We start from the raw sequence: 16104 nt of genomic DNA, 5'->3' as shown, positions 1-16104 counted from the left end.
GCCTCGCTCCGGCCGTCCGACGCCGGCCGGGACCGTCAGGTAGGACGGTCCCGGCCGCCCCCGTCGCGCCGGCGGTCAGGCCGGGACCGGCACCCGGGCCCGCCTGCGCCGGCCAGCCGACCGTCCCCGCTCGGCGCCTTCCGCTTCCGGCTCGCCTTCTTCCGACTCTCCGACCTCCTCCCCGCCGACCTCCTCCCCGCCGGTCTCCTCCCCGCCGGTCTCCGCCCAACCCGCTTCCGGCCCGCCCGCTTCCAGGTCGTCTGCTGCCGGGTCGACCACTGCCGCGTCGTCTGCCGCGGGACCGAGGTCGCCGTACGAGTCGGCCACCGGCACGCTCAGCTCGCCACCGATCCGGGCCTCGGCCTCCGCGTCCTCGACGGCGCTGGTCACGCCGGCCGGACGGTGACGGGTGAACTTCGCGAACCCGCGCGACAGGTCGTGGCCGACCGCGATCGCCTCCAGTTCGTAGGAGACGCGGTGCTGGCCGTCCTCGCCAACCCAGTCGCGGGTGTACATCCGGCCGGTCACCACCAGCGGGTCGCCGGTGAGCACCGACTGCGCCACCCCTTCGGCGAGCCGCCGCCAGCAGGTCACGCGTACCCGCAGGCTCGGGCCGTCGACCCAGCGGCCGCTGTCCTTGTCGTACCGGCGTGACGTGGAGGCCACCCGGAAACTGGCGACGAGCGTGTTGGTCCCGTTGGTACGCCGAAGCTCTGGCGCATTCAAAGCGTTCCCGACAATCGTCACGGTCGTGTCGAACATCGCCTCTCCCCATGCTGTGTCTGCCGTGTGAGTCGACTCGCGACACAGCCTCGGCTCGCACGGGGACGCGCGACAGCCCGTACATCAAAATCTGTGGACAGCAAGGGTGGCTGTGGATGGGGTAGCACACACATTCGCCCTGTGGTACGGGACAACGCTCTTGTTGACTGGGCGGTAACCTCCACGCGTGGAGACAGACCTGCAGCTGGACGTGCTCGGGGCGCCGTACGAACGGCAGACCATCGACCTCGGCACCGATGACGAAGGTCCGGTGACGGCAACTCTGGTGCGTCGCCGTGCCGAGCAGCCCGACGGACGTGCCGTTCTGTACGTACACGGGTTCTCCGACTACTTCTTCCAGACGCACCTGGCCGACTTCTACACCGCGCGCGGCATCGACTTCTACGCGCTCGATCTGCGAAAGTACGGCCGCAGCCTGCTCCCCCACCAGACGCCGAACTTCTGCCGGGATCTGAGCGACTACTACCCGGAGCTCGACGAGGCCGCCCGGATCATCCGTGAGGTCGACGGCCGCAAGCGGCTTCTCGTCAGTGGGCACTCCACCGGTTGCCTCACCACCGCACTGTGGGCGCATGACCGCCGCAACGCCGGCGTGGTCGACGCCATGTTCTTCAACAGCCCGTTCTTCGACATGAACGTGCCCTGGCGGATCAAGGTCGCTATGAGGCCCGTGGCGATGCGCAAGGGCCGGACCCAGCCGTACTACAAGATGCCGACCGGCCTCAACGACGTTTACGGCAGCTCGGTGCACAGCGACCGGTACGGCGAGTGGACCTACGACCTGGCGTGGAAGCCGCTGCCGGGCTTCCCGGTCTACGCCGGCTGGCTACGCGCCATCCTCCTGGGCCAGAAGCGGCTGCACGACGGGCTCGACATCCCGGCTCCGATCTTCGTCGGATCGTCCATGGCGAGCTACAAGCGGGCCCGGTGGAGCGAAGCCGCGCGCGTCGCCGACTCCGTGCTCGACATCGACCACATGGCCAAATGGACGCCGGCGCTCGGCCCACGCACCACGCTGGTACGCATCGAAGGCGGGCTGCACGACCTGACGCTGTCGGCCGAACCGGCCCGCAAACAGCTCTTCGACGAACTGGACCGCTGGATGCGCTCGTACTTCTAGGGCTGGAACGTCTCCCAGCAGTCCTCGCGGCGGATCAGTAGCTGCCGGCTGAGCAGGTACTGGTCCCCCGCGAAGAACACCCGGTCGACCGTACGCTTCGCCTTGGCCAAGCCCTGCTGCGACTTCGAGCCGGTCACCACGACGACGTCGCGGGCCGGCACGCCGACGACGAGGTCGCCCTGGACCCAGGCCGCCAGCTTCAGCCAGAGGGAGCTTGCGAGGAGCAGGCTCGACTCGATGCCGTCGAAGTGCAGGACCAGGGCCGGGGGGTCCCGGTGCACCCGTACGGTCTCCAGCATCGCGTCAAGATTCTCGGTAGCACGTTCCCGCAGCACCCGGCGGGACAGCCCGAGCCTGTCGAGGTCAAGCCAGCTGACCAGGCGCTGGCCATAGGGCGGACCCCACGAGTACGCCACAGCCAGCTCGGCGGTGAACTCATCGAGCACCGGCGCAGCGGGGTCACCGTACGGGTCTTCCTCGGCCGGCGCCAGCAACGGCAGAAAAGTGGTGCTCGTCACGTGCACGGATGCACGTTAGTTGGTTGCGGATCGTCCGTACAGACCTGAGGATTTGGCGATTTGCGCCCAGTACGCCCGAAAGGCGTAATTACTGAGTGTGGTTCCCTGCATCGCCTGAGTAGATGATGGGAAATCAGACCAGCCGTCAGGCCTTTCGACCAGCATGGAGGCGTGGTATGGCGGTAGCCTTTTCCCGCGACGCAGCGTGGCGTCGTACTAGCGCTCGTAGCTCAGTGGATAGAGCAGAGGACTTCTAATCCTAAGGTCGCAGGTTCGAATCCTGCCGGGCGCGCACGCATTCCACCAGGTCAGCCGCCCTACGCTGATGGCCGCTTCCCCCCGTCGCACTGCCCGTACAGCCATTCGTACAGCCATCAGCCGAACAGATGCTCTGTCGCGGCGTCGACGGCGGCCCGCTCGATTTCGGGGAGCACGTGGGCGTATGTGTTCATAGTCAGCCCGATCTGGCTGTGTCCGAGCATCTTCATCACCGTTCGAGGTGAGGCACCCGAAGCCAGTAGGAACGTCGCGCAGGCATGCCTCAGGTCATGGATGCGCAACCAGTCCAGGCCAGCGTTGGCCCGAAGCACGTGCCAACTTCGGTCGAGGTTGTCCGGCTCGATCGGCGTACCGACGCGGGAGGCGAAGACAAGGCCGTGATCCTGCCACCGCTCCCCCGCCGCCAGGCGATCTGCCACCTGCCGTCGTCGGTGCGTCCGGAGAAGCTCGATCGTCGGCGGAGGCACCGGCACCGTACGGCGTGACCGGTCAGTCTTCGGCTCGGCGAACTCCAGGCGCCCATCCACGCGATGCACCGTCTGCCGAACGGTCAACGTGCCAGCATCCAAATCGATGTCGTGCCAGCGAAGCCCAAGCAACTCACCACGACGAAGACCGACCGTCAACGCGGTTACGTACAGCGCCTCCAGGCGGTGGCCCTTAAGTACGCCCAGCAGTCGCCTGGCTTCTTCCACCGTAAGCGCTCGCCGTTCCGGTCGCTTCATAGAGGGCGGCCGAACGGCACGAGCGACATTGCGGTGCACCAGCTCCTCCCGCTCAGCGTCGCCCAAGGCGTTACGAATGAGCCCATGTACATGCCGCACCGTGGTTGCCGAAAGGCCTTGGTCCGTCTTATCCGTCAGGAGCCGCCGGACCATCGTCGGACTCAGCTTGTCGAGCGCCACCTTTCCGAGCGCCGGGCGGATGTGGTTTTCGATCAGGACTCGGTAGCCGCGCAGGGTGAGCGGCCGGGTGCCGTCACGCTCCTTCATCCGCAGCCATTCGTCCAGCCACTCACCCAGAGTGCGCGGGGCGGCCGTGAGGTCTTGGCCTTGCTCCTGCCGGCGACGCAGATCGGCCAGCTTGCCGAGCGTCTCGCGCTCAGTCTTGCCGTACACCCACTTCCGCCGACGTTTTCCCCCGACCCAGCCCAGGTCGATAACTGCGGCGAACCCGTCCCGGTACTTGAATACCGAGCCCTCGCCGTGTGACCGCCGACGATTGCCGCTCATGCCGCATCCTCGGAATCCGCCAGCAGCTCCTCAATGGCGGCTACTGGGATGAGCCGAGCACGGCCGAGCTTGACCGACCGCAGCCGCCCAGAACGCATCAGAACATAAATGGTGTCCCGGCAAACGCCCAGAAGTGCGGCAGCTTCAGCCGGACGAACACTGCGCCTCTCAATATCATGTCGCCTAACCACGCTGATCTACCTCCTCTTTGGTCTGAGCGTCAGTTGCCGAAACATGTCCGGGTGGACCGACGCCGGCGCGGTCGCGGGCGGCGGCGAGCTCGGCGCGCCACTGGATGCGTTGGGAGATGGCGCGCAGCAGCCGGTGTTCCAGCGGCTTGAGGTCGGGGTCGGTGGGCCGGGCGAGTTCCCAGGCGACCGGGGCCGGGGTGCCGGGCTCGCGATCGACGGCGGCCGGGTCGACGTGTTCGTGGTCGGTGGACACACCGAGCAGGGCTTTGACCCAGGCGCGGGCGTCGGCGCGGTGGTCGGCGAGGGTCTTGCCGGACCAGTCGCGGGAGATGAGGATGCGTCGGCCGCCGATGCCGAGGGTGGCTTTCTGGTGGACCTTGCCCTTGCAGTTGCCCGGTCGTAGCCGGCCGTGGGGGCTCTTGGGTTGGATGCCGTAGAGCAGCCAGTTGGCGCACCGGTCCGAGCACGGGGTCACCCGGAGTTCGCGCCAGAGCCGGTCGAGGTGGTCTCGCTGCGGGTCGGTGGTGATGGTGTGGCAGTCGGCGGCGTTCTTGGTGACGTACTTGGTGATGTAGCCGATGGTGCGGTCGACATCCTTGGAGCCGACCTCCACGCCGCGTGCTTTGACCTGCTCACCGAAGCGCACCACGTGCGCGGGTTCGGCGTCTGGGTCGTCGTCGAGGACGGCCAGGGCGTCAGCCCAGGTGGTCAGCGCCTGCCGGGTGTCGGGGTCGACCCAGGTCGTGGCCTGGTCGTCCCACACTGGCGGATGCTCGACGCTGTAGCGGGGCGCTTCGGCACGCGGCCACCAGACCTGGTGGTAGGTCGCCGCGGCGACCCGCACGAGGCTGGTGCGGGCGATGCTGCCCCGAATCGCGAAGTGGGCGTGCGGGGCGAGACGCTTCTGCGGCTCGACGCAGCCGGCGTACTGGACGTTCCAGCCCACGCAGCGGCGCAGGTTCTGCCAGTACCGGTCCAGCAGCCGAGGGAAGTGCACCGCGTCCCAGGCCGCCCTCCTGTAGTCGTACGTGCTCGGGTCGACCGGCACACCGATGAGCGGGTCAACGTCGGAGTGGAACCGTCCACAGCGGCACGGCAGCGGCTTGCCGTTGCTGGCCTTGCGCTGCCCATGGACCGGACCGTACGAGTCGAGGGTCAGGGTCAGCCACATCGACGGCTGATGCACCGACCCGTCCGGGGCGGTGTAGGTCCGGCCGACAGTACGGGCCTCGACCTTCTGCCGGGGCAGGTCGGGCACGTCCTGCCGCCGCCGTGTCGAGCGCTTCTTCTTCGACTTCTTCGGCTCGTCCTTGTCGTCGGCGTCGTCGTGGGGTGGGGCGATCCGGCCGCGCAGCCCCCCGGCGGCGATCGCCTGCTCCACCTCGTCAATCGCGGCGTCGAGATCGGCGACCTGATCCCAGCGGGCGGTGCGTTCGGCGTCGGCGCGTTCAAACTCCAGATGCGCCCGCAGCGCGATGAGGGCCTTCTGCTCCGGGGTGGCGGGATCGGGGCCTGGGTTCGGCTCGTCGGTACGGTGCCAGCCCTCGCGGATCTGGCGCTGCCGCAGCCGCTTGGCCCGCTTGGCGCATGACGGGCACTTGTCCTCGCGGGTCGCCCCGCAGGGCAGGTCGATCAGCTCGGTGACCCCGGTGACTAGGTCGGTCTGACGCAGGGTCACCGGGCGGACGCACACGCCATAGTCGTCGGCGAGGTTCTTGAGCGCGTCGACCGCGCGGGGCAGCTTGAGACGGGCAGCCCGGGAACCCGGCCGAGGCATGGCGTCCTCGGCCAGGGTCGGGGTGATGGTGGGGGTGGTCATCGGGCCGCTCCAGTACGGACGGTGGTGCCGTTGACGCGGGTGAAGGCGTCGGCCGGGATCGGCACCACGGAGGCGGGTCGGGTTGGCGTGTCGACAGCAGCCGGCACGTCGACCAGCTCGACCGAGTCAGCGACCGGGGCCGGGTCGGCCAGCTTTGATGCGGCCGGGGCCGGAGTGCCCGTGGTCGGCCCGGACAGCACCAGCTTGGACAAGGCCAGGAAGCCCAGCGCGGGCACGGAGGCCAGCAGCGCGCCAGAGAAGCCAGGCTTGGCTTCGGCGATCTGCCCGGCCAGCGACAGCGCCGCAGCCGCGCCGATCAGCGCGAGCGGGTACCAGCCGACCGGCACGCCCCGGCGGCGACGGCGACGCACCTCCAGCCCGGCCCCAAGCGGAATCAGGTCGGAGATGACGGCGTTGGCCCAGCCGAACCAGTCCCCGGTGCCGGCCGGGCTGTTGTGCATGGTCCAGTCGTGCACGTGGGTGAAGCTCGCCGCGCCGGACATACCGGCCACGGCCAGGAGGATGACGACCTGGACGACGCCCTCGACCTTTTCGGTGGCGTCATAACGGGCGGTCATACGACACCGCCGTTCTGCCGGCGAGCGTGAGACACACCGGTGCCGAGCATCGGAGCCATCCCGGCCGGGGCGACCGTGGCATTCTTGCCGACGTGCTGTCCCTGACCATGAACGACGCGGCTGTCCAGGCCCTCGGTCTGTTGACCGTCCCCCAGGCTGCTCATCCGCCGGGAGGGTTGGCGCCGGACCTGGAGGCCGTCGCGGCGCGCGGCATCACGCGTCGCGGTGACGTGCTGGTGTGGGCCGACTCGGTGGGGAACGCAGAGGGCGCGCCGTCGATCTTCCGTGACCTGACCGGCTGGGAGTGCAGCGACAGCTCCTTCCATCTGGAGGACTGCGTGCCGGTCCCGGTCGCCGTCGTCGACGACGCCCCAGTCATCGCGGAGGAGGACCAGCGGACGCTGTTGCGCCACGGACTGGCGTTCGCCCTCATGTTCAGCCGGCTGGTCTACGACCTGGAGCAGCCGAGTGCTGTGCGGTGCATCATCGGCGTCAACGACACCAACGGCACCTTCCGGTTCCACCAGATCCGCAACGGCGAGAGCTGGCATTATCCCGACCTGGAGCGGTACCGCGACAAGATGATCGTGGTGGACATCAAGCCCTCCAGCCCCGGCCCGCTGCCCGAATAACGCACGGCATGGATGGCGACTCATGCCGCACCTCCTTCGGTCCAGTCGCCGTCGACCACGCGGAGCCAGCCGTACTCGCGGGCTAGATCGGCGATGTGGGCGTCGGTCCAGTACGAGGCGCGGGCGCGGGTCGGGGTGGGCTCGCCGTCGAGTACGACGTAGGCGGTGCCGGGCATGGACATCGGGATCCGGTCGCACAGCGCGCCCCGGTCGCGCATGCCGTCGCCGAGGACCATGTCGACCTGGGCGGCCTCGGTCAGCCGCAGGCCGATGCGGGTCGGGAACAGGTCGCGGAACGGCAGCACGTCCTTGCGGGGGTCCTGGAGCGCGGCGACGACGTAGACGCCGACGGCGCGGCCCTGGGTGAGCAGGATCCCGAGCGCGGCCTTGATGCGGTCCTTGAGCTGCCGGTCGGTCAGGTACGACGTCAGCGCGGCCAGCTCGTCGATGACGAACACGTACGCCGGCTCGTCGGTGCTAGGTGTGTGCTGGCGGGTCCGGCCGCGTAGCCGGGCGGTGCGCCGTTGCAGTTCCCCGACGCCTTCTTCCAGCTCGTCGGCCATCTGCCTGAACGACTCGCACACGAACCGTTCGAACAGCGGGATGCCGGCGGCCATCTCCATGCCGCCCTTGGGATCGAGCACCCGCAGCCGCACCAGGCCAGCGCGGACCCCGCCGGCAAGCGCCGCGATGAGCGACCACTGCCAGGAGCCCTTGCCGGCCCCGGTCGCGCCGACGATGAGCACGTGCGAGCCGGCCAGCCGCAGCCGGAAGGTCGAGCCGTCTTCCAGCCGGGCCACCGGCAGCGCCGCCAGGTCCGGCACGCTCGGTACCGGGTACGGGGCGACCACAGCGGCGAGCGGGTCGCCGCGCAGCAGGGTCAACGTCACCAGGTCGGGCCGGTCGGCCGGGATGACCCGGCAGGTCCGCGCGCCGAACGTGTGAGTCAACCGCTCGGACACCCTGGCGAAGTCGTCGGGGATCTGCCCGGTCACCATCCGCACGGTCAGCACGTCGGCCGCCCCGGTGGAGCGCACCCGCTTGAGGATCGGCACCACCGCGTGACCGTCGAAAGCCACGGTCAGCTTGGCGGTGGTCATGGCCGACAGCCACCGCCGCCGGTACCACCAGCGCCGCCAGCGCGACAACGCCGGCCACCAGCCGAACCGCTCGAACGAGGCGCGGTGTCCGAACCGCCAGCCGGCCCCGAGCGCGGCCAGCCCTACGAGCAGGCCGACCGGGCCGAGCCAGCCGAAGTCGACGTACAGGCAGGCCAGTAGCACGGTCGGGCCGGTGGCGTACCAGTACCGGCAGGCCAGCACCACCGCCAGGGCCAGCCCTTTGAGTAGCCACCAGGTCAGCACCAGCCACAGCGGCAGCTTCACCACCGGGGTACGCACGTTGAGCATCGAGTCGGGGACCTGGTCCCCACGCACGTGGTTGATGACCGGCATGTCAGCTCACCTCCCTGCCGGCGAGCGGAAACAGCGAGCCCTGTCCGGAGGCCGGGCGACGGCGGGTGACCCGGCGGCGGGTCGGCAGCACGGGCGGCACCAGTGACGCGAGGTCGACCGGGCCGGTCGGCGGGACCGGCACGTGCCGGGTCATCGTCGGCAGCCACCGGCCCCGGCCGAGCACCGCGCGCAGGTCGACCGGGTCGGCCACGTGCGGGGCGATCAGGTCCGGGTCGAGGTGGCGCAGCTTGACCACCGTCCGGGCCAGCGATGCGGCGGCGGCCGCGATCTCGACCAGCGCGGCGACCTTGACCGCGTCCGATGGGACGGTGGTGTAGATCTGGCGGGCGGCGTCGATGCCCGGCGCCGCGAGTACGTGGGCGGTGCGGCGGCGGGTCCTCATCGCGACCACGTCCCCGGGCCGGTCGGCCGGGCCGGGGCGGCGCAGTCGTCGCAGAACAAGGCATCCGGCGGCAGCGGCCGCAACTGACCGCAGCAGGCGCACTCGCGCCACACCGCGTCGTCCTTCGAAGTGACGCGGGTGGCGTCAACTATCTTGGGCATTACAACCTCTTTCCGTTCGCAACCCGGGATGAAGGTTGGGCGCGGGGGCGGGAAGACTCTTGGCGGAGGAAGCCCGCCCCCGACGCGCTAGATCAGGCAGCCTTGCTCTTGCCGGCCGCCTGGGGTTCGGTCATCGCCTCGGCGCGGATTGACCACGCCAGCCGGGCCTTGCACTTCGGCCCGGCGCCCTTGCACCGCTGCGAGTCCACGTAGGGCGTGAGCGTGATCCCGGTGAACTCGACCGCCGGCGGGTAGCCGGGGATCGCCGAGGTCGGCGGGATCGGCTGCACCGGGGCCACGACCTTGACCTTGACCTCCTTCGACCCGCCGAACTTGCCCGCCTCCGGGTCCAGGTCGAGCACCTTGACCAGCCACACCCGCTCGCCGGTCTCCTTGTCCCGCGCCTGGTCATCGGCCTGGCCACGCTTGTCGAAGTCCGTCGCCGGCTCCACACCCAGGCAGAGCGCGCCGTGCGGAAACACGAAGTCGAACGGCACTGGCACCTTCATTGCGTTGGGGATCGACATCGCTCCGTCCTCCCTGTCTGCCACCGGCCCTCTGCCGGTTCCTGGCCCGTAGGACGTAGTACGTCCTACGTCGAAGGTAGGGCCCGGGACTAGTGGACACAAGACGTCTTACGTCCTTCTTCTGATCGACGGCCACTTATGTTTGCGCGATCCGCCTACCTGCGCATATCAACCTTCACGGGCACCGTGTTTTGCCCGAGGGTGCATGCAATACACGGGTGCCCTACGCTGGGGTAATACGTCCTACAAGTAGGGAACTCGCCGTGTCAGTGATCGAGACACCGAAGTCGCAGTACGTACAGATCGCCGAGCTTCTACGCAGCCGGATCGAAGACGGCACCTACCCGGCCGGCGGTCCGCTGCCCAGCGAACTACGACTCGCCGACGAACTCGGCGTCTCGCGGGTGACCATCAACCGGGCGATCACGCTGCTCCGGTCCTCGGGAGACGTAAAGGTACGACGCGGTTCGGGTACCTACGTCCGCTCGCTGCCCCGCATCCTGCGCGACACCAAGAAGCGCTACGCCGCGCGCGCCCAGGGCACCGGAGCGGGTGAGGTCGAAGTCCGCAGCCTGAACCTGCAATCGCGCACCGAGTACCGCGAGATCGGCCGCACAGTCCCGACCGACCGGATCGCGTCCGTCCTGGCGCTGTCCAAGAACGAACAGACGCTGGTCCGCCGCCGCGTGCTGTACGCCAACGACGAGCCGACCCAGGTCGCGGACTCCTACTATCCGTGGTCGGTCGTCAAGGGCAGCAAGGAACTGCTGCAGGAGGACGCCGGCCAGGGTGGCTCGTACTCCCGCCTCGCCGAGCTGGGACACGCGCCGGTCCGGTTCACGGAGGACGTGAACGTTCGGATGCCCACCGACGCCGAAAAGAGCACTCTCGATCTGGAAGGCACGCAGCCGGTGTTCGAGATCTGGCACGTCGCCTACACCGCCGAGGACCGCCCGGTCGAAGTCTGCATCCACGTCATGCCCGGCCACCTGTGGACGCTGCGCTACGGCTGGGACGACGAGACGCCGACCACCACAGCGGAATCGTCATGATGCGCGTTCGCCTCGCGTCCGAGCCCGCCCCCGGCCGAGCGGTCAACGAGGACCAGGGCTTCGCCGTCGGCGGACTGGTTGGCGTGCTCGACGGCGTGTCCGTCCCCGATGGCGTGGACACCGGCTGCCATCACGGTGCGGCCTGGTACGTCCAGCGACTGTCCCACCATCTCGTCACTGGATACCGCTGTGAACCGGACGCCCCGCTCGGTCACCTCCTGGCCAAGGCGATCAGCGCAGTCCGTGAGGATCACGGCGGCCGATGCGACCTCGACAACCCCGGCACAGTCGCAAGCACCGTCTGCCTGCTCAAGAACGCCGGCAGCTACGTCGACTACCTTGTGCTCGCCGATAGCTCACTCGTCCTCGATCGCGGCGACGAGATCCAGGTCGTCACCGACGACCGATTCCAGAACGCCGTCGCGCAACTGGACCGTCTCCCTCTGATCAACCAGACGACCTCTGGCAGCGTCGAGGAGGTCGCACGCGTTCGCGCCAGAATGGCCGAGAAACACAAGCTCACCAACCAGCCGGACGGGTACTGGATCGCCGCAGCCAACCCCGCCGCAGCCTACGAAGCGGTCACCGGCGCCGCGCCCCTGCACGGCCCGGACCGGGTATGGCGAGCCGCCCTACTCACCGACGGAGCGTCCGCCGCGGTCGAGCAGTTCAAGCTGTTCGACTGGCGCGGCCTACTCGATCTCCTCACCGACCATGGACCACACGAGCTGATCCGCCAAGTACGCGTCGCCGAGAACGCCGACTACGACGGACACGCCCGCCCCCGCTACAAGCGCCACGACGACGCCACCGCCGCCCTGTGCCTATTCGAGGAGGACCAGCCGTGACCGCCCCCAACCGCCACTCCGTCAGCGTCGCCGCCGTCATCACCGATGAGCACGACCGGGTCCTGGTCGTGCAGCGCCGCGACAACGGCAAGTGGGAAATCCCCGGCGGCATCCTCGAACTGCACGAATCGATCCACGACGGCGTCCGCCGCGAGGTCGAAGAGGAAACCGGCGTCCTCATCGAGCCCGAACGACTCACCGGCGTGTACAAGAACCTCAAGCTCGGCGTCGTCGCCCTGGTCTTCCGCGCCCGCATCATCGGCGGCCACCCCGGACCGACCGAGGAATCCCAGCGCGTCGACTGGTGGACCCGCGACGCCGTCACCGCCCAGATGGCCGAGACCTTTGCTGTCCGTGTCACTGACGCACTCGACTCTCTCGAACCGGCCGTCCGGGTTCACGACGGCACCCATGTGTTGATGTAGGGGCGTCATAACGAGGCATCCGCCGCACCAGCGAGGCACACTCCCAACTTGAGGTCAGCCGCCGGGAGCCCAGCCCTTACCACCAGTGGGATCAGGTTCGAGCCAGGTCCTCAGCTTGTCTGCTACCGGAGTAGAACAACCCACGTCGCCGAGCACCCAACTCGCCAGAAATGCGGTGGAGTAAAGCGCAGTTACCCGCGTATGCATGATAATCGACGGTGTTCCCGGCTCTCGTGTAGTACGAATGAATCCCGGGCTGTACTGGAAGTACGAGTCGAGCACGTTCAAGGTCGGGTGAGTGGCACCGCCTGACAGCATCCGGTAGATCAAGTAGATCGGCCTGAAGCTTTCCCTTCCAAAGCCTCGCACCGGCGCAAGCTTCGTCAAGGCGTCGATGACCTCGGCTGTCGCAAGGCTTTGAGGTTGAAGTGTCCCAAAGTCGGCGATTCGGTCGCTCAGGTCAATGGAATGCGACACGAGCCGAGGAACGTAAGGCTCGTCGTGAAGCGGCTTCGGGCGCTGGTCAGGGTGCTCCTCGTTCCACTTCTTGAGGCTGGCGTTCAAACGGCGAACCTTCGTGAGGCGCCTGCGAGCCTTGCGCTTCTCCTGGGCTAGCCACTGGTCAAACTCCGCGATCTGCTGATTCATCACGTTGACCTGGTGAAGCGTATCTTGGGCAATTCTTTCGAGGGCCTCGTATCCGCCGAAATGAAGATAGAGGGCAAAGGCCCACGCCTCGATATGGGATCTCCCGAGGATCCGTACGGTCAATTCATGGCCAGCACATGCCCCGTCTTCGATCTCCTTGAGAAGCAGGCAGCAGTGGCGAAGTGCAGCAGCGTCATACAGCTTTTGCTTGACCGAATCAGAGCCGGTATCGAGGATCACCCACCGGTTACTTGCGAGCGCAGCGTCGACCTCAGACAGGAGATCGGCAACGCCTGACCGGAGTTCCTCGGGGGTCGGTTCGCGCCCCCGCTGGTAGCCGCCTTCCGCCCCGACACCCACACTCACTCGATCACCGTTCCATCTCAGCCGATCAATGAGCACCCCGCTGCGCGAACCGCAGCGACCCCTTTTCCAGTCACGGTGATCAGCATAGGCGGGAAGCTAGGCGTATCGGCCAACGTCTCAAGCGTCAGCCCGGCTGTGGCTCCGTCGACATCGCATGTACTGCCGAATCTGCCTCTGATGTATCAAGAGCGCCGCGCAAGCGCGGCGCGACCGTGCCGGCGCGGCGCGTCGCGCTCTGGACCTCCGGCCCGCCGCGCACGCGCCGGCCGGCCGCACCAGCTCCGTGACGGCTGATGCCCAGATGCCTCCGGCGGGGGCACTCCGGCTCCGGGAGAGGAGGAACCCTCCCGCCCGTCATCGACCCAGGCGAAGCCGAGCAGACCAGGTCCAGGGCGCCAAGGTCGTACATCCGGTAGGGCGCTCCACCTTGGCGCCCTGGACCTGGCCCGCTCCCCGATGGGTGGGTCGATGGCAGACGGGAGGGCAGAAGGCGGAGGCACCCGGGAACGGGTCCACGAGCGGGCAGCCAGGCGAGATAGTCTTCATACCTTTCCTCACAACGGTCCGCGCAATCAGCAGGTCAAGCGCAGAAAACGCTCCAACCCCCCGCGAATCGCGATGTGGCGCTACGTTTGCCCTAACGATTCCTCAAGGTCTTCGCCCCAGGTCGATTTGATAATCAGTGGACACGACGCAACTCGAAGAATCGCCGCTAGATGTTCCGTTTCCGTCGCAGCTTTGGCGCAAGAACCGATCTGCCTGCGCAACGCTACGCCCAATGCCGCCAATAGATCGCGACCGCGATAGTACGGAGAAGCTCCCCGAGGGCAGACAGGTAACCTGACTGATTTATCGGGCCCCTCGGCCACAGATACAAGGGCCGATTGGCCAGGATTGTTGCCCACCGTTGCACTTAATGCCGCACAGTAGCTTCGCACCCTGAGCTCAAGGGTTTTTGCATCAATCTTTTCAGCAAGGTCGACCTTGTCGAACGCGAGCCCCCACTGCTTCTGCTGGTTCGCGGCCCGCAGCCTAGCTACCGGCACCACTATTTTGTAGAGTGACTGCAACACTGCCCGCATGCCACCGAAGGATGCAATCTTCTCTTGGCTACCGAATTCGGCAATGATTCGGCGCAGGGCATCCGTCGCGCACAACATCGCTTCGAGGTCCGCATTTTCGTAGGCATGAATGGGGATACCTTCTGCCTCAGCACGCGCCACTTCATCGTCGAAATCGCGATCGACAACGCACATGAACTGCTTCGTTCGCCATGCATGGAGCTGTCGAGCGGTCTCCAGGGCAATACCCCTGTTTCCCACAGGGAAGGGAACATACTTTCCCTCAAACGCGGCGACCATGAGCCTGGCGTCGCTTGGCCCTTCGACGACTAGGAGGGGGCGGAAATCGGCCTGCCGGTGCTGCCTAATGCGATCCGCAGGGCGATCGTATTCTCGAATCGATTTCATCTCGGGAGCGCTCAACGCTGTAATCCAAGCTCCTGAACCAGATCCCACTGCCCGTTGATAATTCCGCTGGAGTGGGTTGCCATTATGACCTGAAGATCCGCGATGCGCGCTACATCGGTGATATCGTTCAGGAAGGCGTGCTTCCATGCCGCGTGCAATGAGATCTCTGGTTCGTCTATCAGAACCACTGAATCACGGCTCGCTGAGAATAACAGCATCGTAAAGAGAGCCAATATGTGCTGCTCGCCCGACGAAAGGAAGCGAACCGGTATATCTTCCCCGTCATCGGTCTTGAAGGACAATCCGCCCGACTTATCCAACTCAAGCGTCTTGCCTATAAATTTCTCATTGATGATTCGCCGCAGCGTTTTCAACTTTTCATTGACCGGCAAGAGCGGTGCTATCTTTTTTTCCCAGTCCTCAAGGAAGACCGCCAAAACGCGACGCTCGGTAGGATTCACGCCACTAGCTGGGAATTGAACCGCAACGCTATTACTCGAAAGGCCGTTGCGGTAAAGCTCCGCGTTGCGTTCTGCGATTTCGTCGTACCGACGCTTCAGCTCATCCTTCCTGACTGTCGTCCTCGCACCTTGGAGCACCCGTGACGCAAAGCTCTGATCTGCCGACTGCGATTCCAACAACGAGGCGCGACGCGCTTCGTTGACCTGGATTCTCACCTGCTCAATGTACTCATCTATTCTCGATGCCGGCACATTTGCGTTTGCTGATTCTGATGCCCCGGCTTGGGGTGGGGTATCAAGCCTCTTGGTGTCAATAAAAATGGTCTGTCGGCCTTCAAGGAGTCGCGCTAGCCAAGGCACGGCCTCCATGACGAAAGGCGGTACGTAGCGGCTTGGTACGCCGTAGCGTCGGCGCATATAGTCAGCATTATGAATGCGTCCAGTGCGCACATCGAGGAACCTTCCATCGGGCAGCCGACGGAAAGGAAGTGGGAGGTCATCCATTGATGATGGATCGGGAAGCTCGGCCTGGCCGATTTGACCACCCTTCGGTCCCTTGGCCTCAACCCTCAACATAAGGCCGTTGTCACCCTGAATGACACGTTCCACAATGAGATGTGTACCGTCGCCGAACTCAACTTCAGTTGAGTCGAAGTTAATTTCGGAAATCGTCGCCAGATCGCCGGCCAACATGGCCTTTATCAGTCGCAGAATATGGGTCTTCCCGACGCCGTTTGGGCCTGCAATCAACGTAACTGGACTTTCCGTAGAAAATTCAATCTTGTGGTATGCAGTGTGAAAGAGCCCGTCAACTCTGAACCGGCGCAACTGCGGCACTTCGAGATCACCTCTATGCTCATTCATTGACGTTAAGAGACGGTACCTTATGCAAGGCGTAACAGAACTCGGCCGTCTGTCAGGTTTGCGACAGTCCTAACTGTCCCATACCGGACGTTTGTATAGCGAATAGTGTGACTGTTGCCAGCGCTCCGGGCCAGTTGGCGCGCCGTCATCCGTAACAGTTGGCTGTACAGCCATCCGTACAGCCAAGTACGCCAGCCAGAGCAGACGCCGGCCGACAGCTACGGACTCTCTGAACAGCGACGGCGCTCCCCCACCAGCCCGACATGATCTTCTT

Annotated in this window: 17 protein-coding genes and 1 tRNA gene; 6 read left to right on the top strand and 12 right to left on the bottom strand. The window is 66.3% G+C overall.

Translation table 11 applies throughout. The annotated features are described in order from the left end of the window. Positions 1 to 75: 75 nt before the first annotated feature. Entirely contained in the window at positions 76 to 762 is a 687-nt protein-coding gene (locus HC028_RS19920) for a single-stranded DNA-binding protein (protein WP_168078885.1), read from the bottom strand. Positions 763 to 961: 199 nt separating this feature from the next. Here HC028_RS19920 and HC028_RS19915 point away from each other — a divergent pair, with 199 nt between their 5' ends. Then, positions 962 to 1903: an alpha/beta hydrolase gene (locus tag HC028_RS19915; RefSeq protein WP_203981617.1), complete on the top strand. Its 942-nt coding sequence runs from the start codon at positions 962 to 964 to the stop codon at positions 1901 to 1903. Here the strand turns inward: HC028_RS19915 and HC028_RS19910 are convergent. Continuing rightward, complete coding sequence (locus tag HC028_RS19910; protein ID WP_168078884.1) at positions 1900 to 2421, bottom strand: DUF1444 family protein; 522 nt, start codon at positions 2419 to 2421, stop codon at positions 1900 to 1902. The two genes, HC028_RS19915 and HC028_RS19910, sit on opposite strands and share 4 nt — an antisense overlap. Before the next feature lie 219 nt (positions 2422 to 2640). Between HC028_RS19910 and HC028_RS19905 the strand changes: the two genes are divergently transcribed. Further along, positions 2641 to 2713 (top strand) — tRNA-Arg (locus HC028_RS19905). 82 nt (positions 2714 to 2795) lie between these two features. Here HC028_RS19905 and HC028_RS19900 read toward each other — a convergent pair. From HC028_RS19900 to HC028_RS19885, 4 genes are read right to left on the bottom strand one after another with little or no spacing between them, the layout of a single operon-like run. Continuing rightward, complete coding sequence (locus tag HC028_RS19900; protein ID WP_168078883.1) at positions 2796 to 3932, bottom strand: tyrosine-type recombinase/integrase; 1137 nt, start codon at positions 3930 to 3932, stop codon at positions 2796 to 2798. Then, complete coding sequence (locus HC028_RS19895; RefSeq protein WP_308442102.1) at positions 3929 to 4123, bottom strand: helix-turn-helix domain-containing protein; 195 nt, start codon at positions 4121 to 4123, stop codon at positions 3929 to 3931. Before HC028_RS19895 ends, HC028_RS19900 begins: the two co-directional genes overlap by 4 nt. Next, positions 4116 to 5942: a replication initiator gene (locus HC028_RS19890; protein WP_239075733.1), complete on the bottom strand. Its 1827-nt coding sequence runs from the start codon at positions 5940 to 5942 to the stop codon at positions 4116 to 4118. Before HC028_RS19890 ends, HC028_RS19895 begins: the two co-directional genes overlap by 8 nt. Further along, complete coding sequence (locus HC028_RS19885) at positions 5939 to 6520, bottom strand: DUF2637 domain-containing protein (RefSeq protein ID WP_168078882.1); 582 nt, start codon at positions 6518 to 6520, stop codon at positions 5939 to 5941. Before HC028_RS19885 ends, HC028_RS19890 begins: the two co-directional genes overlap by 4 nt. A gap of 26 nt (positions 6521 to 6546) precedes the next feature. Here HC028_RS19885 and HC028_RS19880 point away from each other — a divergent pair, with 26 nt between their 5' ends. Beyond that, a complete protein-coding gene (locus tag HC028_RS19880; protein ID WP_203981616.1) occupies positions 6547 to 7152 on the top strand; it encodes a hypothetical protein in 606 nt (201 codons plus the stop codon). A 20-nt stretch (positions 7153 to 7172) separates the two neighbouring features. Here HC028_RS19880 and HC028_RS19875 read toward each other — a convergent pair whose 3' ends face one another. The 3 genes from HC028_RS19875 to HC028_RS19865 form a co-directional block, all read right to left on the bottom strand. After that, positions 7173 to 8606 carry an FtsK/SpoIIIE domain-containing protein gene (locus HC028_RS19875; protein ID WP_168078881.1) on the bottom strand — a complete coding sequence of 478 codons (1434 nt, stop codon included), beginning with the start codon at positions 8604 to 8606 and terminating at the stop codon, positions 7173 to 7175. A 1-nt stretch (position 8607) separates the two neighbouring features. Then, a complete protein-coding gene (locus HC028_RS19870) occupies positions 8608 to 9120 on the bottom strand; it encodes a hypothetical protein (protein ID WP_168078880.1) in 513 nt (170 codons plus the stop codon). 142 nt (positions 9121 to 9262) lie between these two features. Beyond that, on the bottom strand, positions 9263 to 9697 hold the full coding sequence (locus tag HC028_RS19865) for a hypothetical protein (protein WP_168078879.1): 435 nt from the start codon (positions 9695 to 9697) through the stop codon (positions 9263 to 9265). Positions 9698 to 9960: 263 nt separating this feature from the next. Between HC028_RS19865 and HC028_RS19860 the strand changes: the two genes are divergently transcribed. Genes HC028_RS19860 through HC028_RS27795 form a run of 3 tightly spaced genes read left to right on the top strand, consistent with a single transcriptional unit; the run spans position 9961 to position 12022 of the window. After that, a complete protein-coding gene (locus HC028_RS19860; protein ID WP_168078878.1) occupies positions 9961 to 10749 on the top strand; it encodes a UTRA domain-containing protein in 789 nt (262 codons plus the stop codon). Beyond that, positions 10746 to 11597 carry a hypothetical protein gene (locus HC028_RS27800; RefSeq protein WP_239075565.1) on the top strand — a complete coding sequence of 284 codons (852 nt, stop codon included), beginning with the start codon at positions 10746 to 10748 and terminating at the stop codon, positions 11595 to 11597. Before HC028_RS19860 ends, HC028_RS27800 begins: the two co-directional genes overlap by 4 nt. After that, positions 11594 to 12022 carry an NUDIX hydrolase gene (locus HC028_RS27795; RefSeq protein WP_168078877.1) on the top strand — a complete coding sequence of 143 codons (429 nt, stop codon included), beginning with the start codon at positions 11594 to 11596 and terminating at the stop codon, positions 12020 to 12022. Before HC028_RS27800 ends, HC028_RS27795 begins: the two co-directional genes overlap by 4 nt. A gap of 54 nt (positions 12023 to 12076) precedes the next feature. Here the strand turns inward: HC028_RS27795 and HC028_RS19845 are convergent, their stop codons facing one another. The 3 genes from HC028_RS19845 to HC028_RS19835 all read right to left on the bottom strand — a co-directional run bounded on the left by HC028_RS19845 (position 12077) and on the right by HC028_RS19835 (position 15830). Continuing rightward, positions 12077 to 13036, bottom strand: coding sequence for a DUF5677 domain-containing protein (locus HC028_RS19845; protein ID WP_168078876.1), 960 nt, complete (start codon positions 13034 to 13036; stop codon positions 12077 to 12079). 626 nt (positions 13037 to 13662) lie between these two features. Further along, complete coding sequence (locus HC028_RS19840; protein WP_168078875.1) at positions 13663 to 14520, bottom strand: DUF4435 domain-containing protein; 858 nt, start codon at positions 14518 to 14520, stop codon at positions 13663 to 13665. Further along, entirely contained in the window at positions 14517 to 15830 is a 1314-nt protein-coding gene (locus HC028_RS19835) for an AAA family ATPase (protein ID WP_168078874.1), read from the bottom strand. The genes HC028_RS19840 and HC028_RS19835 overlap by 4 nt, the downstream gene beginning before the upstream one ends. Positions 15831 to 16104: the final 274 nt, after the last annotated feature.

It is taken from the genome of Planosporangium flavigriseum (assembly GCF_011947225.1).
GTDB classification, from domain to species: domain Bacteria; phylum Actinomycetota; class Actinomycetes; order Mycobacteriales; family Micromonosporaceae; genus Planosporangium; species Planosporangium flavigriseum.
Note: the sequence above shows the minus strand (reverse complement) of the source record. Positions and strands in the feature narration are given on the sequence as shown.